The sequence below is a fragment of the Microcystis sp. M44BS1 genome, assembly GCF_020244875.1.
Classification (GTDB): Bacteria; Cyanobacteriota; Cyanobacteriia; order Cyanobacteriales; family Microcystaceae; genus Microcystis; species Microcystis panniformis.
In genome coordinates this window covers 14,842-36,934 of sequence record NZ_JADBVM010000240.1, presented here as the reverse complement: position 1 = coordinate 36,934, position 22,093 = coordinate 14,842, and the positions used below count along the sequence as shown (strand labels likewise).

The window sequence follows — 22,093 nt, the reverse complement described above, 5'->3', positions numbered from 1 at the left end:
AGTTTGAGGGTAAAGAATCTGCTGTGAGCTATTCTGCTACTTTGATGCGACATCCGATGTTTCCCGCCGCGTCGGACAGCAATCGTCTGCGTCTCTTTTCGGGATCCGCTAATGTATCTCTTGCCCAAGAGGTGGCCCGTTATCTGGGTATGGATGTGGGACCGATGATTCGTAAACGTTTCGCCGATGGTGAATTGTACATCCAGATTCAGGAATCGATCCGCGGCTGTGATGTCTATTTAATTCAACCCTGTTGCAATCCCGTCAACGATCATTTGATGGAATTGTTGATCATGATTGATGCCTGTCGTCGTGCTTCTGCCCGACAAATTACCGCCGTAATTCCCTATTATGGTTATGCTCGCGCCGATCGCAAAACCGCCGGACGGGAATCGATCGCAGCTAAACTGGTGGCTAATCTAATCACGGAAGCGGGGGCAAGTCGCGTGTTGGCCATGGATTTGCATTCGGCCCAAATTCAAGGTTATTTCGATATTCCCTTCGATCACGTTTACGGTTCCCCAGTGGTGGTGGACTATCTTCTCAGTAAAAAATTACCCGATATCGTCGTGGTTTCTCCCGATGTGGGTGGGGTGGCTAGGGCGCGGGCTTTTGCCAAAAAACTCGATGATGCACCCCTGGCAATTATTGACAAACGCCGGCAAACCCATAATGTGGCGGAAGTGATGAACTTGATCGGCGATGTTAAGGATAAAACGGCGGTTTTAGTCGATGATATGATCGATACGGCCGGTACGATCGCTCAAGGGGCGCAGTTACTGAAAGATAAGGGGGCGCGACAGGTTTATGCTTGTGCCACCCATCCGGTTTTTTCCGGTCCTGCGATCGAGCGTTTATCCAGTGGCATAGTCGAGGAGGTGATCGTTACTAACACGATTCCCGTGCCGCAAGAACATTTTTTCCCGCAACTAAAAGTCTTGCCGGTTGCCCCGATTCTGGGTGAGGCAATATGGCGCATCCATGAGGACAATTCCGTGAGTAATATGTTCAAATAGATGCTTGAATCCCCCTAGTTTTAGGGGGAATTTTTATATTTAGCCCTTTTCTGTGGAAATGGGGTGGGTTAATGGCAGTATCAACCACTCCATCTGGCTGAGAGAGGGGGAAGGTGTAGAGAGAGAATCGATCGGAAAATTAAATATAGCAATTCTTAAACTTCACTGGTTATTTCACAGTCTTGCCGTACAATGGAGATACAGAACAGTTCTTCCGATAGTTATTGTGTTCTGAGTGGGTGGGTGGAATTAAATATAAGATGAACGTAGGTTGGGTTGAAGCATGAAACCCAACGCCTGCATGGGTTACGCTACCGCTAACCCATCCTACAAATAATTGTGCCTCCCTACTTATTAGCTAAAAACGCTTAATACAGGAGATAAATAGCCTAAAATGTCCAAAGTGGTCGATATTAACAATCCACTGATCGATCCAACTCCTCCAGAGGTTCACTTAACTAATGCACCTCTAGTGTGTGTGCTTGGACAAGTACGGTTCCCACAAATTCTGGCCGTTGAGGATAAGAAATTTGTGACTCCATTTCAGGAAGCTATTAGAACAAAGTATCCTAAGTTACGGCAGGAACGAACTTATCAATTAACTTTTGATAATCAAGAAAAAGATGCCGTCAGATCTCAAGCTGAGGCTATCTGGCGATTTACAGATGCCAATAATCATTGGCGAGTCTCATTAGCATCTAATTTTGTAGCCTTAGACACATCAAAGTATGTCAGTCGTCAGGACTTTTTAGAGCGAATGAGAGAAGTTTTAACTGCGGTTAATGAACATATTCAACCCAACCTTGTTGAGCGAATCGGTATTAGATATGTTGATCGTATTGAGGGTATTGATGTAGGGAATATTTCTAATTTAGTCAGATCAGAACTGATAAATATTACAGCGTCAACATTTCAAGAATATATTCTTCAAAGTTATAATGAATCTCTGTTTCAGTTACCTAATACCCAAGAGACACTTTTAGCACGATGGGGATTGATTCCGGGTAACACTACTTTTGATCCAAATGTCCTTGAACCGATTGATCAACCGAGTTGGTTTCTTGATTTAGATATGTCTATTTCAGAGAATCAAGAATTTGACGTTGAAAAAATTTTAGAGGATGCAAAACGATTTTCTGAAAGAATTTATACTTTTTTCCGATGGTCAGTAACCGAAGAATTTCTAAGACGCTTTGGAGGTGAACAATGAGTAACTCAGTGCTTGAACGTTCAAATACTTTTGGCCCAATCAATCCTCAAAAACGATTTAGAATGTTTGCTGGTATTGCGGAATCCAGTACCATTAGCTCTGGTAGTCTTGCCACTCAAAAGTTACTAGCGATTTCAGAAAGAACTAATAGCGGAATAGTTATTCCGAAGCACAATCCTCATCTTTTTCAAGATAGTCAAAAAGCGATTAATGAACTAAGAAAAACCAGTGGACTGACCTGGGAGCAAGTTGCCAAACTATTTGATGTTTCACGTCGAAGCATTCATTTTTGGGCAAGTGGACAGCCTCTAGCTAGTGACAATGAGGAGAAATTAAATAGATTACTGGGAGTGATTAGATATATTGATCGAGGAAGTGCAAGTCTTAACCGTAAGTTATTATTGAATCCTAATGCTGATGGGGAACTGCCTTTAGACCAATTAAGAGCAGGAGAATATGATAAAGTAAGAGAGAATCTTGGGCGTGGTAATCCACCCAAAAGACCGCAATTAACACCCTTGTCTGAGGAGGAGAGTGAGCTTCGTAGGCCTTTACCACCGGAGATATTAATTGATGCTTTACAAGATTCTATTCATCATGATGTTGGACGTTCTAGACCTGCTAAAACATTGAGGAGTGGTCAAAATCGCAGTGGAAAGCAAACAGATTGATCTCATTAACAATGAGTTACACAAATGGTGTCAAGGGGATTTTGTTTTAGGAGAACAGTGGTTTGTTCATCGATTTAATCCTCAATTTCCTCTTACACCTGATTCTACAAAGCAAGATGCTGAAGAAAATGATCTTGTAGAATCGGAAGTAAAAGGTCTAGTTGTTGTTACACAAACTTGCGATATTGTCCGTTCTTGTTGTAAACGTCCTTTTTTAGAAGTTGTTCCTCTGGTAGAAATTGAAGCTGAACAAATTAGTGAGATAAAAAAAGGCAGACGACCTCAATACGCTTACATTGAAGGAGTTGCCAAACTAAACTTAGTAGCTGATCTCGATAGGGTAATGACAGTCGAAAAAGCATTAATCTTACAATGGAATCGTCAACAGGGTTGTGTAACTGATCAAGAAAAAAGACTCTTAACACAAGCGATAGCAAGAAAAAGAATCCGTTTTGCTTTTCCAGATGATTTTATTCAATTTGTCAGTAAACTTCAAAAACGGATGCAAGATAAGCATACTAAACAAAGTGATGAAGGGGAAGCCTTACGAGCTTTGCGAGAAATTAGAGTTAGTGCAAGACCTTCGTGGAATGATGAAAATCCTGAACTTATGTTTTATTTTATTCGTGAAGAAGAACAAGACGACTATAATGGCATTGGATGGGACAAATGGCTAGACAAGTGGTTAAATTTATTACCTAAATCTGGACGTTTTCAGTCTGATGGTTTAGTAGTAAGCTTAGAAGATATGACCGCAAAAGATTATGTTGACAGTGATCCACTGGATCTTGATCATTTGTCTATGGCCCAAAGCAATATTGAAAAGTTAGATTTATAGAAAACTAGAATTAAAACAATTTTCCAAATATTGTCGCAATTCTGATACTGGTCAGATACAAAGTCTCCAGTTTTAGGGAAGAGGGAGAAACAAGCTGATGGCTAAAAAACTGATAACTGATATTAGTTACTGTACCTCATAATACTGAAAAATCTCTAGTCATTTCGATCGGGATTGAGAAGACCAATATTAGACCAGTGGAGACTTTCACCAGTCGAGAATGTCTAGAATTTATTGAAAATGACTAAATTTTCTTGACATTAATTCCGATTTGTGGCAGCGTCGGGGTTGTCAAGTCCTCCCAGACGATTGAAGGGCCAAAAACGCACCACGGCGCGACCGATTAAGTTTTCCCGAGGAACGAAGCCCCAAGCGTGGGAATCATAACTATTATTGCGATTATCGCCCAAAACCAGATACTGATCGGGGGGAACTGTCACCGGTCCGAAAGTATAATTAGGTTCTTCGGCGATATATTTTTCCGCTAAAACTTTACCGTTGACGTAAACTAAACCGTTTTTGACTTCCACCTTATCCCCCGGCAGTCCAATCACCCGTTTAATAAAAGCATCGTGAAAATTTTGAGCTTTTAGAGCGGCTGTCGGACTAAAAACCACTATATCACCCCGTTCTGGCTTATGAAAATGATAGCTAACTTTCTCGATAATTAGGCGATCGTTAATCTGGAGAGTGGGTTCCATGGAAGAAGAGGGAATATAACGGGCCTCGGCCACAAAAGTGCGGATGCCAAAAGCCAAAATTCCAGCCGTGACAATGGTTTTAACTGCTTCTAGCCAAGGATTTTCTTGGGGTACGGGAGGGGGAGAAGGTTTTTCTGATTTATGGTTCAAGCTTTCAGCCATAGAATTTAAACTTTTGAGAAGGATTAAGCTAATGCGCTCTTTAATGTTCTAGTTTAGTGATAGTAGCAGCGTAGATAATATTTTAAGACAATTTTCCCACATATACTGGATCACTGTTAATTTGTCAACGCCGCATCCTGCTGCCTGAAGGGGAATTTCCTCGGGGGTAGAAAAAGGCAATGCAGTCCCTCAAAAAGGCAAGTTTTTCGCCGCTATTAGAGGAAAAACGTTAAATTCGAGGATTGAAGCCCTAATCTCCCTTAAAAGTCTCTTCTCCGTCACTACTTAGACCTATGTTTGCACAAATTCCCGAACGATCAATGCACTATCTGCGATGGGTTGTTACCATCGCTTGGTTAATTCTGATATTTTCTCTGTTTTTTGACCCGATTTCGGCACAATTAACCGATCCTAATAATCTTGCTAGTCCCCTGAGAGTTGCTCGCAATGTGTGCATTAAAGTCCAGGGAGTTTGCCTACCCCAATCCTCCTATCAGTTAGCTGCGCCGATTTTTTGGGGAATAGTGGTTCCTAGTAGCATTTTTATCTTATTAGTATTCGGTCACGAACTCTGGCGGCGTATCTGTCCTTTATCCTTTCTTTCTCAAATACCGCGCGCTTTGGGTAAACAGCGTCAGAAAAAATACACCGATAAATCGGGGAAAGTCCGCTATGAAATCTATAAAGTGCCGAAAAACTCTTGGTTAGCCCGGAATTATCTCTATCTACAATTAAGTCTGTTATTTTTGGGTTTATGCGGACGGATTCTCTTTGATAATTCCGATCGCTTAGTCTTGGGTAGCTTTTTAATCTTTACTATTCTAGCGGCCATCTTTGTGGGTTATTGGTATGGGGGCAAATCTTGGTGTAACTACTTCTGTCCCATGAGTCCAGTGGAAAGGATTTACTGTGAACCGAGGGGTTTACTGAATAGCACCGCTCATGAAGACAGTCGCGGTGGGATTACTCAATCTATGTGTCGTATTGTCCATGAAGATGGTAGCGAACAAAGTGCCTGTGTTGCCTGTCAGAGTCCCTGTATCGATATCGATGCGGAAAGAGCCTATTGGGACGGGATTACTAAAAGCGATCGCCAATGGCTTTATTACGGTTATTTTGGCTTAGTTTTTGGCTATTTTATCTATTATTATCTATATGCTGGCAATTGGGACTATTATTTCTCTGGAGCTTGGGCGCACGACGAAAATCAGCTAGAATCCCTCTTTAAACCGGGTTTTTATCTTGCAGGTCAGGCAATTGCGATTCCGGAGTTGGTAGCTGTCCCCTTAACTTTGGCAATCTGCACTTTTTTGGGTTACTTTCTCGGTAAAAAAGTTGAAAATGCCTATAAAGTCTATAGAATTCGCCAAAAGTCGCCCTTATCGACAGAAATTATCCGTCACCGCGTCTTTACTGTCGGAACTTTTCTGATTTTCAATTTCTTCCTTATTTTCGGTGGTCGTCCTTTTATTAATCTTTTGCCAAAATTTTGGCATTATTTCGCTAGTATTTTAGCGGCTGTTTTGAGTAGTTTATGGTTATATCGCACCTGGACAAGGAATCCGGGTCTTTACCAACGGGAAGGACTAGCGGGAAGATTGCGTAAACAGTTGGGTAAACTGGGTCTCGATACAGCTAAATATCTTGATCGGCGATCGCTGGAAACTTTGGATGCGGATGAGGTGTATGTGTTGGCCAAGATACTGCCGGATTTCACCCACCAGAAGTGTTTAAAAGCCTATAAAGCCGTGTTAAAAGAGGCTTTGGAGCAGGGATATACTGACTTCGGCCACAGCCTCGAAATCCTGCAACAAATGCGTTTAGAGTTAACGATTACTGATGCGGAACATCAGGCAATTTTAACAGAGTTGGGTGTGGAATCGGCCGAACTTCTCGATCCGGAAAAGCAGTATAGTCGCGAGGATTGGTTGCGTTTGCAGAGTTATCGCGATGCTTTGTTAGAAAGTTTGTTGGTGACTTGGAAAAAAGACCCCGATCGCCAGGTGGGATCGGAATTGCTGGAAGTGTTAACCGGTAAGAGTTCCAGGGAGGCGATCGAGCATTTATTGACGGAATTGCCGGCCGCAGAAACCGAAACTGTCAAGTCTTTGCGTCGCCAGTACGGAGTTACTGGTCAGGAGGAGGAAACGATTCTCCATCGTCCTCTGGCCCATCAATTATGGCAGAATATCGCCCGCGCTTTTCAGGTCTTCGATCGTCTATCTTTTAGTAGTGAGAGCGATCTTGATCAACAGGAAAGAATTTTATTAGAAAGATTCCAGCTATTCGATAGTGATGGTTCGGGACAAATTAGCCTTGAGGAGTTAAAAGCTTGTCTTCAGGCGATCGAACCGAGGGTGACAGACAAGGAAATCGAAGCTATGTTACAGCAGGCCGATACAGGTTGCAATAATCTGATTAGTTTTCAGGAATTTCGCAACCTACTCCACCAATTCCACAAATAAACTGTCTTGGCTAAGGAGTCTTTATTTTCCCTGACTCCTTTAATTCTCTCAAAAAATAGCTGTTCGCAGGCAGGCACGGATTCCCATTATACTAGAAAGTATAAGTCAAGTTGAGGGATTTTGTCAAGCTTTTTTGAGAAAAAATTTCGAGGTTTTGCTGAACTGTATGAGGGTAAATCCGATAGGGACTATAGAGAGGGAGATTTAATAGCAAAATGTAGTATATTTGTTTCTATTTCAGTTATGGTTTCTGGAAATCGCTGATTGTTAAAATTGATCTGCTCGGAATATAGATGATAGGCTGTATTGTAAAAGTTACCTAAAATGTCGGATGAATGCCCCCGCTAGATTTTTCGACAAGATAAGTAGTCGTGCAAAATTAATTTCCTAGTCGAGACAGGAGACAGGAGACTCCGAGACAGGAGACGGGAGACGGGAGAAGGGAGACAGCTATTAGGGATCGGATTTGAGTTTTCAGTTCACTGTTTCCTCACACCAGAAGTCTGACGGAGTAGTGGCTTAGATGTGTAATTAATTTTGCTTAGGTACTTACTCACCTTTGCGGGGGATGAAATCCGACCAGGATATTAACTGCGAAGCACGATTTTAATACTACCATCTGTGGGTAAACTGTGTTATAATTAAACTATCCAATGGTCGAGGATTAATCAATGCTAGTCGTAGAAGCCAAGTTAAAAAACGGGACACCAGAACAATACCAAAAACTTGATGAAGCTATTAGAACTTCTCAGTTTGTACGTAACTCTTGTGTTCGTTATTGGATGGACAATAAGGGGACAACCCGTAATGATCTTCAAAAGCTTTGTGCTGTACTAGCAGACAATAAAGAGACACCATGGGTAAATAAATTAAACTCTCAAGCTCGTCAATCGGCTGCTGATAGAGCCTGGCAATCAATTAGTCGATTTTATCATAATTGTCATGCCAAGATACCAGGTAAAAAGGGTTTTCCCCGATTTAAAAAGCATAGTCGTTCTGTTGAATACAAATTAACGGGCTACAAACTATCTGATGACCGACGTAAAATCAGATTTACCGATGGCTTTAAAGCAGGAGAATTTGATTTATGGTGTAGTCAAAAGACATTAGTTTATTATTCAGAACAACAGATTAAACGGGTAAGAGTTGTTAGACGTGCTGACGGTTATTATTGCCAGTTTTTGATTGACGTAGAACGGCAAGAATACCATAAACCAACGGGACAAATAACAGGAATTGACTTAGGGTTAAAGGAATTTTATACCGATGCCCAAGGCAATACTGTAGAGAATCCACGTTATTTAAGAAAGTCAGAAAAACGACTGAAAAAAGCACAAAGGAGATTATCCAAAAAGTTTCGTCAAGGAAAGAAACAGTCTAAAAACTATCACAAGCAACGGATAAAAGTAGCTAAACTTCACTTGAAAGTATCAAGACAACGTAAAGACAAAGCAATTAAAGACGCTTTGGCGTTAGTCCAGTCTAATGATCTGGTAGTCTATGAGGCTTTAAAGGTAAGAAACTTAGTCAAAAACCGTAAGCTTGCCAAGTCGATTAGTGATGCTTCTTGGTATCAATTCACTGAATGGTTGAATTATTTTGCCAAGATTTATCGGATTGTTTGTGTTGCTGTTCCTCCCCATTTCACTAGCCAAGATTGTTCAGTTTGTGGGACGAGAGTTCAAAAAACATTAAGCACTAGAACTCATCAATGCCCCAATTGTAAAACAGTCTTAGATAGGGATCATAATGCAGCAATAAATATTCTTAAAAAAGGGTTGCAATATTTGGGAAATCATCTCAACGGTACTGTTGGGCAAACAGAAACCGACCCAAACGCCTTGGGAGAGTCCGGCCTCTGGATTCTTAATGGAGACATTGAGAATCTAAGCTGTCTCGTTGAACAAGGAATTTCCGATAGTGATAGGTCAAGAATCCCCCGTCACAGCGTAGCTTGACGGTGGGAGTATGTCAAGAAGGATAAAAGCAATAAATATGCTGGGTGTTAAAGGGGAGGACACTGGAATTCGGCAGTTTTTGAATTGTCCTAGGGTGAGATGACATCTGGGGTGATGAATCTCTTGAAAATTATCAGGATCGTAATCAAATCTAATCGGTACAGCTACAATATTTTTGGCGATAATATCGGCAAATATCTCGTCTTCTTCATATAGTTCTGGCTCATTTTGAAAAGATTCTAAATAAGGGGATGAGAAGAAAGCTAGTCTATGGGATAATAACTGCGATCCTTGGAAGCGATAAAGTAATTGAATCAAGGCTCCATCAATCATTTTAATATTATAATTCTTCCCGCGATCAAGCTCATCATAAATATCTTGATAGGCAACATTTTTTAGGGCAATGGATAAGTCGGAACTATTGGCATAGCTAATCTCAGAAATATTTTGACTCAATTTATTCAAAGTCGGAAAGTTCTGCTGACTTGATAATCCTACTTCTATCAATTTAGCCGTTAAATTTTTAACATCTTTAAAGATATTCTGAACATTAAGCATTTCTAGACGATTCTTCTAGTATTTTTATTTCATCTGCTGAAAATCGTATTTCACCCCGTTTAGCCTTAGCTAATATTGCTTGCTTTTCCCTGTCATTTTTATCTCTCTTGGTATTAAGAGTATCTCGATAAACCTTCTTCATTTGTTGAAGTTCTTCTGGGGTTGGATAGGTAAACTCAAGAGCAAAATTTCTCGATTTAATTTCCTGAAATTCCGTCTCTAAAGCTTGCATATTTGCTCCATAACCAATAACTCTTAACCAAGCTTTACTTCTAGTCATCGCTGTAAATAAAATATTGCGTTTACTAGCAATTTCTGATGGTGAACCAGAGAAACCTTCTTGAGCGTTAATGAAATAAACCATTGCCGCTTCATTGCCTTTTGCACGATAAATCTGTGTAAAAGCAATCGAGTTTTCTTGAAAAAACTCATCGGGAGAAGATGTGCTGCCTGCTAAATGAGAATTAATATTTTTTGTAAATAACATTTCTCTAGCTTTTCCAAAAACGTTGCGAGCATTTTTAGGTATTGGATGGATAACCATAATATCTTGGCATCTTAATTCATCTTCGTTGAGATTCTTTGCAATTTGTTCCACTAGCCATTCAAATTGCTCCTGGTTGTTATCGAAAGATTTAAAGTTGATAATATCATCGATAGAAGAATGTTCTTCAAGGAATTTAGGACTGGTTTTGGGGGTTCTAATCAGTTTAACAAATTCTCCTGATTTTAATTCTCCTTCTTCAACCTCATAACCAATATCTTGCCATAATTGACGATTATCAAACATTTGAATTAGTCCCTGTGGATAATAAACTCCAAAACCTAGAGCATGAGCAGAGGAAAGAATAGGACGAGAATTTCTGTAACAAGTATTTAAAACCACATCTTGTTGGGGTTCGCTGGGTAAATTCTCCAATTTAACTCTAGGATTACCATGGTTATCATTTCCAAAAATAACTTCGGGAGAATCCATGACTTTACTATTTAAGCTTTGCAACTCATCATAGGCATAAACTAAACGTTTATCATCTTTCAAGATTTCATAGCAGAGTCTTAAGAAGTCTTGAGGAAAATCTTGGGCTTCATCAATTAAAATAAGATCATAATATTGATGAAATTTTTTAATCTCTTGCAAGGCTTTTTGACAGGCAAACTCAAAAGGTTCTTCATCCGAATATGTTAGGTTGTCTGCTTGACTAAAATCTAAATATTCAATATTATGTCGTTTACATAGCTCATAATAAATTCCTTCTATCTTAGGACTCCCCCAAGCGTGAATAATTTTTACTTTTTCCCAGTCTGGTTCGGAATTTTTATGCTCATAACTAAACCGAGTAATTAAATCTTTGTATTGATCCTTTAACGAGCGTGTATAGAAGGTAACAGCAATATTCCAATCGGGATGAGTTGCATGAAGATAAGCTACTTTCAGCGCTAAGACAATTGTTTTTCCCGAACCAGCTAAACCTCTAATTCTTTGTACACCTTTAGTCGTTTCTAAAACAGCCTTATTTTGAGTTTCATCAAGATTAGCGATAGAATCTTCTAAGTTTTTTAACTTTGCTCCCCTAGAATCCGGTTTAACGACATAATTGCGAGCGTCTTTTTTTCTAATGGTTGTAACAGCTTGTATAACTGAGTTGACTTTCTCGAAATATTCAGAATCATTGCCTTGATATTTCTCGATAAAATCATCAAGATCTTTATCTTTAATAAGAACAGGATATTCCTCTAGGTTAATTCCTTCTGGATAATTATTCCAAATCGGTGCATAGGTGGCAACAGAAATGTTAACCATTAGCTTTCTTTTTTGAACAAGCTCTTTATAAGACAGCAGTTTTGCTTCTAACTTGGTTATGCTCTCGTCTTGAGTACCTTCAATATCCAAATCATAATTTTTTCCCTCATCAATATTAAAAATAATAACCCCTTGCTGACGAGAGACTAATAGAGCATCAATTTGATATCCTCCTTGGGGAGTTCCAATAATAGGATAGCCGATATACAATGTTCCCTCTAGATCTGTTCTTTCCTCAAAATATTTAGCTAATCTTTGAGAAGATACAGGTTTAGCTGAAGAACCGCGAATAACGTTAACCATAATTTTTACCTCGGGAGTTCTTTTAGCAGAATCATTAGATGCCTATTGATTCTTGAGGAGGGCAACAAAATTACTATAGCATTTTTTCAACCATCAAGTCATGTTATGATTATGGTTTAATCCTCAGTTTTGACCTACAGCCATAAATATAGATATTAAGTAGGGAGGCACAATTATTTGTAGGATGGGTTAGCGGTAGCGTAACATGAGCGGGCGTTGGGTTTCATGCTTCAACCCAACCTACGTTCTTTTTTCTATTTGTCCATCTACGCTTCACAATAAACCGCGATAGCGGATAAAAACGAGGATTACTGCCCAGGAACCTAAAGCTACTTTAACGGCGACTAAAATGTTTAGTATCGGTAAAATGCCGCCACTAAATAGCGCCCCTAATTCCCCGTGGGGTAACTCAAATCCTGAGAGAGTAATGGCGGCTAAAACAATAAAAACTAAGACGGAAATTTTCTCCCATGTTGCCGCTTGCCAACGGCGATAAATTGCTTGCATCCATTCGGGAGACGAGGTAATTGCTATTAAACCAATTGCCGTACCTCCGGCGACTCCGGCGGCAAAACCTCCCCCCGGACTTAAATGGCCGCGGATAGCTAATTCAATGCCCACTAAAGCGGCAATTGTTGACCCTAAACGGGCTAAAATAATTGAAGGTTGGTCAGTAAATTGATGGATTTTACTGGCGGGTTTTTCAGTGGCTAAAAGAAAATTTGCCCCCATAATCGCAATAGTAAAAACAACCACTTCATAGATGGTATCGTAAAGACGATTACGAAAAATAACCACCGAAACCGCATTAGGAACACCACCGTCGCGCACTAGGGATTCAACAATTTCTAAGGATGATATAGAGGAAGCAGTATTGGGAATAATTACCATTTTGACAGCGAAGGCAATGGCGGCTAGAGTATAAATCCATTTCATTAGTGTTTCTCCTCTAATTTTGGGGTTTCAATACAGGTTAAAATCGTGTTTGCTGCCGTTAATTCATTTTTAAAAATATCGTAGAGATAGGGTAATCTAATTGTGGTTTCGTAGGGGATGGTTTCTGGATTGTCTTGACGGATACAGACGGCATGAACATCCTTATCCATAAGTGCCTGTTGCAAAGCTTGTTTATCACTATAGGCAACTAATTCTAAACGCATAAAACGTTTACTTAAAACCGTTTGTAGTTGAGTTTTTAACTGTTCTAAAACTGTATCGGTTTCCTCGGCAATTACTCCTAAACGCATCACTAAAGAGGAACGAATCGCCACTGCGTAGAGAGTTACAGCTAACATGGTTCCCATCAAAGCTTCGGTTAAAGATACATCTGCCGCCCCTAATAAAGCATAAACTAAGGCTGCTATTGCCCCTAAAACCCCGCGAATTACTAAAGCTTGGTAGGGATTAGATTGTAACATCACCATCGCCGCAGTTAAAGGCAAGAGGGCAACAATAACATAGAGATAACTTTCATTCATCTTTAATTTTACTCTCGATCGCTAGAAGTATAAGCTAAAACGTAGCCTAACATGGTGTTCCAAATTGCTAGGGAAATTATTGCCAATAATAATAAAGGCCAATTGTGGGGAACTTTCAAAAGTAGCCCGAAAATAATCGCCATGGAACCCAAAGTATCAGCGACAGATAGACCGTGTAATTTATATAATACCGAGCGCTTGTCTAAAAGATGCGCCGTTCCCCAAAACCAGAAAAAAACTCCGATAGTGATGCAGATATAACTGAAAATGTCAATCATGATTCGTTCAGTCGTTTAAGAATTTGTGCTAATAACATAAAGCCGGCATTACCGACACTGAGAATAATCACTGCTACCACTCCAATCATCCAATCATCCCGCAGAACTGACACCACTAGAATAATAATCGATGATTTACTGGAAGCACTGGCAAAGGCGGCCATTTTTTGCCAGATGTCATCATTTTTTGCCACTTCATAAAGGGGAATTAATAGGGCGACAATCATGGCAATGAGAACAATATTCATCCCTGGGAACTCCGTTTAATTACATGAACTTCATAACCCTCATTTTCCTTGTATTCGGTGACGATAGTTTTCGGTGTAAAAGTAATGAGAAATATATCCCAAAAAGCTAATCTGGGTGAACGTTTACCCGACATTCTCTCGAAAATAATTTCTTCTTCCTTGTGGGGACGAAAGATAATCTCAAACGCTTCTTTATAAGCTTGGGGAATAGCCATAAAAACTTTAATTATTACCTTTAACCAATCGCCTAAAGTTTCGCTAGAGGCGAAATTACGGGGTAAAAGAAAAGCAATAGCCACCCCGATCATAATATTAGCAGGGGTAAAATTAGCGGTGAGCAAAAACCACATAGTTAAACGCAGAATTATATGTCCGATCATGCCAATACCATCCAAAATAATAGAACTAACATTATACTCATCATCCCGACGAGATTATCAAATTGTTCCCATGCCCGCGATAATTTTAGGGATAACTTTTTGAAAACTCCCAGATATAACCACCACCCCGCACCGATGACGGCTAAAGCTTTGATAATATTGGGAAGATTATAAGCTTCAACATAGACAGCATTAGATAAAAATAGGGCGGCAAGGAGTAGAATTATTGCTATCCAGAAACCGATAGTTAGCTTCTGTTTACTTTCGCCACCCGCATGGGGTAAAAAGATAAATTTAGCAAAGGAAATCGCCGTCCCCACCGCCACAAGATTGATCATAATCTCTTGCCAGGGGACTAAATTTTTCATCGTTAACGCTTTTGCCCCAAAACCGGATAATAGGGGAAATCCAGAGATAGAAAAACTAGCAACCACTAGGGCAATCCAGAGGGAATTAGGGATCGATTGTTGCTGTAATTCTTTAAAATTGCGACTGGGTAAAACTCCCGCTAACAGAAATAGGCAAGATTTAACTAAACCGTGGGTAAGGGTATAAAAACCACTGACTACCGGGGCGGCTAAAATAAAACCTAATTGGGAAATAGTATGGAAGGCTAACATCCGCTTGCTATCCTTTTCAAACACTGCGTAGGATACGCCAAAAATCGCCGTTAGCACCCCCAAAAGCCGAATTAGTCCATCCAAATCCTCTAGGATTAAAGCACAGCGCAGGAGGGGAAAAATGCCAGCTTTTACCACCACCCCCGACATCAGCGCCGAGACGGAGGTTTCCGATTCCGAGTGTGTCATCGGTAGCCATAATCCCGAGACAAAGATTCCCCCTTTGACTAATAATCCCATGAAGATTAAAGCCAAGGCTTCGGGAGGTGCGCCCTTTAAACCAGCAAAAGCAAAGGAATTATTGGCTTTATAGACTAAAACTGCGCCAATAAGGTAAAATAACATCGCCACATTGCTGATAAACAGATAACGCAGGGCAACCCAGAGAGAGCGATCGCTGCGAGGATAGGCAATCACCAGAAAAGCGGCAATACTAATTACTTCTAGGGCAACGTAAACGCTAATAAAATCTTCACAGACGAAGACAGAATTAATGCTGCCGTGGAGAATGATAGCTTGGGCGTAAAAAAAGGCGGTTTTGCTACTTTCCCAGTTATAAAAGATCACCGCCATGGTCACCAGGGCATTGGTGAGGATAAAATAGGCACTTAACTGATCGGCTACCAGTTTCACGCCATAATTATCCAGTAGGTTAAGGGTTATGGGGGAGGATTGGCTAAATAGAAGGAGAGAATAGGCGAGAGAGATAATAGTGGCGGCGAGAGCCAGATATTTGTCTAATCGCGGCAATAAATAGATGATAAAGCCGATCAAAAAGGGTAAACTTATCCAAGCGATCGTTAAAGTATTCATGGTGTGTTATTTTTTTCTATCTCACTGCTGTCGAGGGTGGGGTTATCTTTGGCTAATTTCATCACTCCCACCAGCATTAACGCCTGAATCGAAAAACCGATGACGATCGCTGTTAAAATCACTGCTTGGGGTACAGGATCGGCGTAATTTTGCTGTTTAACTGTACCGAGGATGGGAGTAAATAAACCGTCACGGGAAGAAATCACTACATAGTAGGCGATAACGCCGGTACTCATGACATCCATGGCGATAATCTTCATGATTAAGTTTTTTTTCAGGAATGTTCCTAAAAATCCGCACAAAACGGTGGCGAATACAAACAACTCTAGCAGGGGAATCGTCACTGGGCTTCTTGATTAGATTTGGTTATGAGTCAAAATACTTTTTCTAATTATCCTCGATCGAGTCCTATTGATCAAGAATTTTTCGGGTGGCAAATAGATTGTTTTGGATCTATAATTATTATTGAAAAAAATAAAAGCAAGCGGTTTCGCTTGTTTGGTATGAAGGTGGCAATCGCAGTTTTTTCAACTGTGTTTGTAGCCTTTAACCAAGCTTATAAAGGAGCCAATTCTGTAGCCCTAGAATAGATTGACACACTTAAAGGAATGAATGCGTCTCGTTCCCAGATTTTTCAAAAGGTTTTTGAGAGTCCCAATCCGATTGTCTGGCACTAACATCGGATTTTAACAGGTCAAAAGCCTTATTTTAAAAGGGTTTTACCATTATTCAGAAAACCCTATGTAAACGACCAAAACCACCAAACCAATAGCTATACTGTTATAAGAGCTATTTCCCGCAATTAGACCGCCAAGAAAAATTGAATGCCAACGATAACAAAAGAAACCCTTAAGCAAGAACTCGATCGCCGTAATAATCAACAACGTCAAATCTTAAATATTCAACCTTAAAAGGAGCAAACCTAATGACAACTAGAGAAAGACTGATCCAAGAAATATCTCAAATCTCCGAAGAAATTGTTGAAGAACTGCTTGACTTTTTATTATTTACCCAAGCCAGAAGGAATCAACAAAAAGAGCCAAAAACGCCTAGACCCTACGCCCTCTGTCAAGGAGAATTTACCGTTCCTGCTGACTTTGACGATACCTTACCCGATGAAATCTTACAGGACTTTGAAAACCCTTTATAAAAATCATGCGACTTTTACTCGATACTCATATCTTTCTCTGGTTTCTTAATGGAGATCCTCAACTTTCACAAGATTTTTGTGATGCCATTAAAGACGCTAAAAATAGCGTATATTTAAGTGTAGCCTCCATCTGGGAAGCCATTATTAAATATCAATTAGGTAAACTTCCCTTGCCAGAATCACCAGAAGTTTATCTGCCCAAACAACGCGATCGCCATCAAATAGCGAGTTTAACGATTGATGAAGAAAGCATCGCCTATTTAATGAAATTACCTCCCTTGCATCGTGATCCCTTTGATAGACTGCTAATTTGTCAAGCAATCCAAAATGATTTAATCATTATTACAGTTGACCAAAAAATTCGCTCCTACCCAATCATTACAACCTTATAATTAATCAGACAAAAATGGCAGAAGTAAACGTTTATTATGAGCCAATGGGTAACACCTTAACCGTTGGGTTTGGCGCACCGCACGACCGTTAGAGTATCCATGGTGTAGGATTTTCTGATCTTTACTTTGTCTAAGGCAGGTTTTTCCTAGACAAAGTAAAGCTCAATTTCACCAGCAAAGATACTTTCTCTAATTATCCTCGATCGAGTTCAAATTGATCAAGAGTTTTTCGGGTGGCAAATAGATTGTTTTGGATCTATAATTATTATTGAAAAAAATAAAAGCAAGCGGTTTCGCTTTAATAATGTATATCTTGCCAGAGGGAGCAATCAGTAATGTTTTGGAAATCTTTGATATTTTTGGTAGCAATAATAACCCGACGACTGGGATATTTTTCTTTGATTAGAGTCCAGAATTACAATCACTCTTTTAATCCCATCCCTTAACTTTTCTGGCTCTCCTAGACTGGTTATAGTAAATTAGTAGCTTAAATCAGTCTAAACCCTTAAATAGCCTGGAATACAACAAAGAAAAAAGCTTTTTTTATTAAAATTGCTTTTTTGAATTCTGGTAATCCTTACTTCTTTTAACCGTCCGCTGCATTTGAGTTGTTATTTGTCTGTTTTAGGTTTTAATTTAGAGCAGATTTATCAAGAGGGTTGCTCTTAAGCCTGGAGCCAACTTCTCAAGATATTAATTACTACTGGAGTGAAAGGTTCCATCTGATCTTGCTGAGGTTGTGATAGGTCACTGATTAATATATTTAATATTTCATCATCCTCTAAGCCGTCATCTGGATTTATATCATTTGCCCATAATAAAGCATTAGACAACTGCTTCCGTTTTTCGATCAAAGCACGGTTATTTTTTTCATCGTCACCCAAATTTAAAACTCGAATCGTGACAACTGCCCGATCGCTCAATCCTTCTACCCGTCCACTAATTTTGAATCGCAGTTCTGTTTCACATTCTGTCATCAGGGGAGTTAGGGGTAGGTGTTGAGATTTATGTGCATCACCGCATTGATTGGGGGTATTACAACTAGCAACAATATTTGAAAAGTCGAGCGTACGTTTAGGATTTAGCTTTTGAGCTTCTAAATGCTCATTATGGCAAGCATTAATTTCTTCGATTTGCTGGCAGCAATAGGCACAAAGATAAAACTGCTCATTAAGAGCATAGTCTCGAATCTTTGCCCGAACGACTTTCCCTTCTTCTGTTTTATCTAAATCATCGTATGCCCCATGAGGGTTCTTCCTCTTCCAAGCTGTTAAACAACAAGGTTCAGCCCCTTTACTAATGGTTCGCATAAGGTTCAGCCCCTTTACTAATGGTTCCCATGACGCAATTCTTGTTTACGGAGCAGTAGTTTGGCTTTGACCAATTCGAGATGATTGGCAGGTAGTTCCTCACTTAATTCTGCCAGCAATTTTTGAGCCTCGGTTAGCTTTGAATCTTGTATGGCATCTAACAGATCGTTCAATTCAGTCTCAATTTTCTCATTACGAATGCTGGTATTCATGACATCTAATAAGACAGTATTAGCATCTTGCCCATATTGAGAGGGCAACTGTCGCAATTCGCCATTAGCTAAAGTGTAGATCAAAACATTTTTACAATCACTGATCACTAGAGGTGAATGGGTTGTCAGCACAAACTGACAATTTGGGAAAGTTTCGGTCAGGCGATCGCAGAGGCAACGTTGCCAAGAGGGATGTAGATGCAAATCGACTTCATCAATCAAAACGATACCATCACCTGCTAAAGGATTTTCTAAGGCAGGGTTCAGCATGGCTAGACGGCGGGCAATATCACCCACAAGAGCCATTAGGGATTTTTCGCCTTGTGAAAGTTGGGCTAGGTTGAGGGTTTCACCATTTTTGTCCACTGCCATGTAGAGACGAGGTTTACGACGGACTCTAAGGTTATCCAGATGGGGCATAAATCGGCTAATGGCGGTGCGAACTGCTGTTAATTGCCGATCTTTAGCTGAGGCATTGCGTTCGTTTAACAATTGCCATAAGTCTTGATTGGTTTCAGCTAGTGGTCTTAGTTGGTTTAGAACGTCTTCAGGAATTCCTGATTCATTTTCGGTATCTTCCCGTTCTCGGAACCATTCAAAAAAGCGACGAAAGTCAACGCCCTGACTTAAGGAGTTATCATAACCGTCCAATTGCAAAAAGGTATGCTTAGTCCTAATTTTTAGTGGAATATCGAATACGACACGCTCGACAGGATAAAACGCAATTAGAGGTAGGCTAGTTTTGTCATCATGGGTGAGGGCATCACGATAACGATTGGCCAAGCGCGTACAGTCATTAAGGTTGCTATTATATTGGGCTTTACGTCCTTTTCTATTTTTTGCAAGAATCCATCTGAAATAATGGTCAATCTCGCTTTGATCGGGATTGTTTAATGATTTGGAGGGATCCCAGACTTCGATTTCAATGCTGCCAGCATTAGCAGTATTAAATATGGCATCTTCAGAAATAGGATTACCACTCCCTTTTTCTGTAAGTAAACGAGCAGTAAACCAACTAAGAGAAGTTGCTAATGCTTTTAGTATAGCAGTTTTACCAGCCCCGTTATTACCAACAAAAACAGTAATGTTGCTTGGGTTTTGCTCTGTAGGTGCCAAGGAAATTTCCAGCTTTTCAAATAGCCCGATGTTATTTAAGATGACCCGTTGAATTTCCATATCGGTGAGAGTGGCGAGGGATATGCTGACTGCTGATAGACTAGATATAAAACCGTAAAACAGTTAGGAAATAGTGAAAAGATCTGGCTTCCTAAGTAGGTAGGTGTTAAAAGTTCTCAGATCCCCCCTTATCAAGGGGGGGCAGGGGGGATCGGCACCCCCCTTATCAAGGGGGGCAGGGGGGATCAGAGGCAAAATCTATCTTCAATTTAATTATAACTACTTACTTAATCTCTAAATAAAACTATAAGTTAAACTCCATCGCGATGACGGCGATCAGCGATAAAAGACTCTACTAATTTAACATCTTCGATACTACCGATCACTAAAGGTGTGCGGGTGTGTAATTTATCGGGAACGATATCTAAAAGATTTGTCACCCCATCACTAGCTTTACCTCCTGCCTGTTCAATTAAAAAAGCAAGGGGTGCAGTTTCATAAATTAAGCGCAATTTTCCCTGGGGATTTTTAACAGTACCCGGATAAAGAAAAACACCACCCTGCATTAAAATTCGATGGATATCTCCCACTAATGCCCCACTGTAACGGGCCGTGTAACCATCATGACGGTGGACATAACGGGTATAGTCGCGAATCGCCTCATCCCACTGCCAAAAATTGCCCTCATTTGTACTATAAATCGGGCCATGGTCGGGGATAATAATATTCTCTTGGGCAAGGATAAATTCCCCTAAACTGGGGTCAAGGACAAAGGCATGAACACCGCGACCGATCGAGTAAACTAAAATAGTCGAGGGTCCGTAGAGAATATAACCAGCGGCGATTTGTTTACGACCATTTTGCAGTAAATCCCGCGCCTCTCCGTCTAAATCATTGTCTTCCTGTTGACGGATGGCAAAAATCGAACCCACATTTAGGTTAATATCCACATTGGAAGAACCATCGATCGGGTCGTAGAGTAGGGTATAGCGACCGATGGGACAGTTTTCTGGGATATAATAGGGTTTATCCATTTCCTCGGAAGCAAGACGGCAAACTAAACCACTTTGCTTAAAAACCGAGATAAAGACTTCATTGGCAAAAACGTCCATTTTCTTGACTGATTCCCCTTGTACGTTGGTTTCTCCAGTAAAACCTAGCACATCCGCCATTAATCCCGCTTTACTGAGACGACGGGCAATTAATTTCCCCGCTAGGGCAATCCGACTCATAATTGCGCTTAAATCCTGTGCGTCGGGGGAAAAGCTTTGTAGTTGCTGCAGGACGTGACGGGAGAGGGTGGTACAATCTCGATCGAGGCTATATTCGGGGATAGAAAAGGGAATATTGCTAACCATAACTGTAATTGCCAGTAATAAAGTAAAAAAAGGGAAACTCGTCTAGTCTCAATTATGACTATGATTTGATCCTAGCCAAAATTTTCCCTATTGTTGGCCAATTTTTAGATCAGTTTTAGAGTTGGCTAATTTTTCCCCCATTGATCATTAAATTTTGGTCAATAAGTAGCTGTTTATAATTAAATTGAAGATGGATACCCCCTTAATCCCCCCTTGATAAGGGGGGTGTCTGACAGTTTTTAACACTAACTACTTAGTTGCCCTCTCAATTTAAGTCGATGGGGATACACCGGGCAAGCGTTTATATTTCAAGTAATAGGCAAAAACTGTTATTAAAACAATAATTATTGTGCCGATACCTAAATAGTTAGGAACCCAAAAAGCCGCCGCAATGGTGTTAATTTCTCCCGGTTTTAAATGCCAAATTAACTGATTATCAACTTGTTCTACCGAGGGATTTAATCCTGAGTCATCTTCAATATTTTGACCAGCTAAGGGAGTATTTAAAGCGAAGTCGATATCGACTAAGGAACCGGGGCTAATGATAATATTTCCCTGTTCGGAAAGTACACCCAAAGCCCGCAAATCAACGGTTAATTTTAAGTTTTTCTGGCTCAAAAAGAACCAATCTTGTTCTGTAACTGCCAGTTTTGAATCTAGTTGCAGTAACTTTATATCATCGGTATTAGGGGAATTTGTGATTTTAAAGGAAGAACTAGGATCAAAAAACTGATTGAATTTTTCCTCTAATTCCTGACTATTACTAAAGGGAATAGTGACAATGATTTCTCGTTCGGAAATATGAGCGGTTTTCCCCTTAAGTAATTTTGCCCTCTGTTCGATACTATTTAACCATTTAGTGGCTTCGGTTTGACTGAGACTGGTTAAACGTTGTCCGAGGGTGATATGTTGAATAATTTCCCCGTGGTGTTGGTGGGGAAAATTAATGCCTACATCGTAACGGACACAGCCAGTTAAAAAGAGAAAAATACCGCATAAAAAGGGCAGAATAAAGCGGGTTTTCCCGATTTTTTCGGTGGTTGGTTGATTCATAA

The 22,093-nt window shown here is 40.2% G+C and carries 23 protein-coding genes; 9 read left to right on the top strand and 14 right to left on the bottom strand.

Annotated elements, in window-relative coordinates; translation table 11 throughout:
- The first annotated feature begins 44 nt into the window (after positions 1-44).
- The 4 genes from IM515_RS18920 (at position 45) to IM515_RS18905 (ending at position 3,735) form a co-directional block, all read left to right on the top strand.
- On the top strand, positions 45-1,016 hold the full coding sequence (locus tag IM515_RS18920; protein WP_287629103.1) for a ribose-phosphate pyrophosphokinase: 972 nt from the start codon (positions 45-47) through the stop codon (positions 1,014-1,016).
- A gap of 394 nt (positions 1,017-1,410) precedes the next feature.
- A complete protein-coding gene (locus IM515_RS18915) occupies positions 1,411-2,226 on the top strand; it encodes a TIGR04255 family protein (protein ID WP_287627977.1) in 816 nt (271 codons plus the stop codon).
- Entirely contained in the window at positions 2,223-2,897 is a 675-nt protein-coding gene (locus IM515_RS18910) for a helix-turn-helix domain-containing protein (protein WP_185241044.1), read from the top strand. The genes IM515_RS18915 and IM515_RS18910 overlap by 4 nt, the downstream gene beginning before the upstream one ends.
- The gene (locus tag IM515_RS18905) at positions 2,878-3,735 is read left to right on the top strand and encodes a hypothetical protein (RefSeq protein WP_287627979.1); all 858 of its coding nucleotides are present in this window, start codon (positions 2,878-2,880) and stop codon (positions 3,733-3,735) included. Before IM515_RS18910 ends, IM515_RS18905 begins: the two co-directional genes overlap by 20 nt.
- A gap of 260 nt (positions 3,736-3,995) precedes the next feature.
- Here the strand turns inward: IM515_RS18905 and lepB are convergent, their stop codons facing one another.
- Positions 3,996-4,598 (bottom strand): signal peptidase I, encoded by a 603-nt coding sequence (gene lepB / locus IM515_RS18900; protein WP_287627980.1) that lies wholly within the window; start codon positions 4,596-4,598, stop codon positions 3,996-3,998.
- 293 nt (positions 4,599-4,891) lie between these two features.
- Between lepB and IM515_RS18895 the strand changes: the two genes are divergently transcribed.
- Positions 4,892-7,063, top strand: a complete 2,172-nt coding sequence (locus tag IM515_RS18895) for an EF-hand domain-containing protein (RefSeq protein ID WP_287627981.1) — start codon at positions 4,892-4,894, stop codon at positions 7,061-7,063.
- Positions 7,064-7,734: 671 nt separating this feature from the next.
- Positions 7,735-9,021 (top strand): RNA-guided endonuclease InsQ/TnpB family protein, encoded by a 1,287-nt coding sequence (locus IM515_RS18885; RefSeq protein WP_052277096.1) that lies wholly within the window; start codon positions 7,735-7,737, stop codon positions 9,019-9,021.
- On the opposite strand, the gene IM515_RS18880 is transcribed toward IM515_RS18885, so the two are convergent.
- The 9 genes from IM515_RS18880 to IM515_RS18840 all read right to left on the bottom strand — a co-directional run bounded on the left by IM515_RS18880 (position 8,992) and on the right by IM515_RS18840 (position 15,844).
- A complete protein-coding gene (locus IM515_RS18880; RefSeq protein ID WP_052277095.1) occupies positions 8,992-9,579 on the bottom strand; it encodes a DUF2290 domain-containing protein in 588 nt (195 codons plus the stop codon). The two genes, IM515_RS18885 and IM515_RS18880, sit on opposite strands and share 30 nt — an antisense overlap.
- Positions 9,572-11,683, bottom strand: coding sequence for a DEAD/DEAH box helicase (locus IM515_RS18875; protein ID WP_287630347.1), 2,112 nt, complete (start codon positions 11,681-11,683; stop codon positions 9,572-9,574). The genes IM515_RS18880 and IM515_RS18875 overlap by 8 nt, the downstream gene beginning before the upstream one ends.
- Before the next feature lie 273 nt (positions 11,684-11,956).
- Positions 11,957-12,619: a Na(+)/H(+) antiporter subunit B gene (locus tag IM515_RS18870; protein ID WP_002738825.1), complete on the bottom strand. Its 663-nt coding sequence runs from the start codon at positions 12,617-12,619 to the stop codon at positions 11,957-11,959.
- Positions 12,619-13,161 (bottom strand): DUF4040 domain-containing protein, encoded by a 543-nt coding sequence (locus IM515_RS18865; RefSeq protein ID WP_002771877.1) that lies wholly within the window; start codon positions 13,159-13,161, stop codon positions 12,619-12,621. The genes IM515_RS18870 and IM515_RS18865 overlap by 1 nt, the downstream gene beginning before the upstream one ends.
- A gap of 8 nt (positions 13,162-13,169) precedes the next feature.
- A complete protein-coding gene (locus IM515_RS18860) occupies positions 13,170-13,439 on the bottom strand; it encodes a monovalent cation/H(+) antiporter subunit G (RefSeq protein ID WP_002771875.1) in 270 nt (89 codons plus the stop codon).
- Positions 13,436-13,687 (bottom strand): hypothetical protein, encoded by a 252-nt coding sequence (locus IM515_RS18855; RefSeq protein WP_002739224.1) that lies wholly within the window; start codon positions 13,685-13,687, stop codon positions 13,436-13,438. Before IM515_RS18855 ends, IM515_RS18860 begins: the two co-directional genes overlap by 4 nt.
- On the bottom strand, positions 13,684-14,067 hold the full coding sequence (locus tag IM515_RS18850) for a Na+/H+ antiporter subunit E (protein ID WP_193959127.1): 384 nt from the start codon (positions 14,065-14,067) through the stop codon (positions 13,684-13,686). The genes IM515_RS18855 and IM515_RS18850 overlap by 4 nt, the downstream gene beginning before the upstream one ends.
- On the bottom strand, positions 14,064-15,500 hold the full coding sequence (locus tag IM515_RS18845) for a cation:proton antiporter (RefSeq protein WP_287630348.1): 1,437 nt from the start codon (positions 15,498-15,500) through the stop codon (positions 14,064-14,066). Before IM515_RS18845 ends, IM515_RS18850 begins: the two co-directional genes overlap by 4 nt.
- Complete coding sequence (locus IM515_RS18840) at positions 15,497-15,844, bottom strand: NADH-quinone oxidoreductase subunit K (protein ID WP_002796737.1); 348 nt, start codon at positions 15,842-15,844, stop codon at positions 15,497-15,499. Before IM515_RS18840 ends, IM515_RS18845 begins: the two co-directional genes overlap by 4 nt.
- A gap of 24 nt (positions 15,845-15,868) precedes the next feature.
- Between IM515_RS18840 and IM515_RS18835 the strand changes: the two genes are divergently transcribed.
- From IM515_RS18835 to IM515_RS18825, 3 genes are all read left to right on the top strand, one after another.
- Positions 15,869-16,090: a hypothetical protein gene (locus tag IM515_RS18835; RefSeq protein WP_287630349.1), complete on the top strand. Its 222-nt coding sequence runs from the start codon at positions 15,869-15,871 to the stop codon at positions 16,088-16,090.
- Between the two features lie 335 nt (positions 16,091-16,425).
- Positions 16,426-16,650: a DUF2281 domain-containing protein gene (locus IM515_RS18830; protein ID WP_287630350.1), complete on the top strand. Its 225-nt coding sequence runs from the start codon at positions 16,426-16,428 to the stop codon at positions 16,648-16,650.
- Positions 16,651-16,655: 5 nt separating this feature from the next.
- Positions 16,656-17,042, top strand: a complete 387-nt coding sequence (locus IM515_RS18825) for a type II toxin-antitoxin system VapC family toxin (RefSeq protein WP_012265532.1) — start codon at positions 16,656-16,658, stop codon at positions 17,040-17,042.
- Positions 17,043-17,707: 665 nt separating this feature from the next.
- Here IM515_RS18825 and IM515_RS18820 read toward each other — a convergent pair.
- From IM515_RS18820 to IM515_RS18805, 4 genes are all read right to left on the bottom strand, one after another.
- Complete coding sequence (locus tag IM515_RS18820) at positions 17,708-18,352, bottom strand: HNH endonuclease family protein (protein ID WP_287630351.1); 645 nt, start codon at positions 18,350-18,352, stop codon at positions 17,708-17,710.
- A 17-nt stretch (positions 18,353-18,369) separates the two neighbouring features.
- On the bottom strand, positions 18,370-19,740 hold the full coding sequence (locus tag IM515_RS18815) for an AAA family ATPase (RefSeq protein WP_287630352.1): 1,371 nt from the start codon (positions 19,738-19,740) through the stop codon (positions 18,370-18,372).
- A gap of 251 nt (positions 19,741-19,991) precedes the next feature.
- On the bottom strand, positions 19,992-21,038 hold the full coding sequence (gene fbp / locus IM515_RS18810) for a class 1 fructose-bisphosphatase (RefSeq protein ID WP_287630353.1): 1,047 nt from the start codon (positions 21,036-21,038) through the stop codon (positions 19,992-19,994).
- A gap of 270 nt (positions 21,039-21,308) precedes the next feature.
- A complete protein-coding gene (locus IM515_RS18805; protein WP_287630354.1) occupies positions 21,309-22,091 on the bottom strand; it encodes a DUF3153 domain-containing protein in 783 nt (260 codons plus the stop codon).
- Positions 22,092-22,093 lie beyond the last annotated feature (2 nt).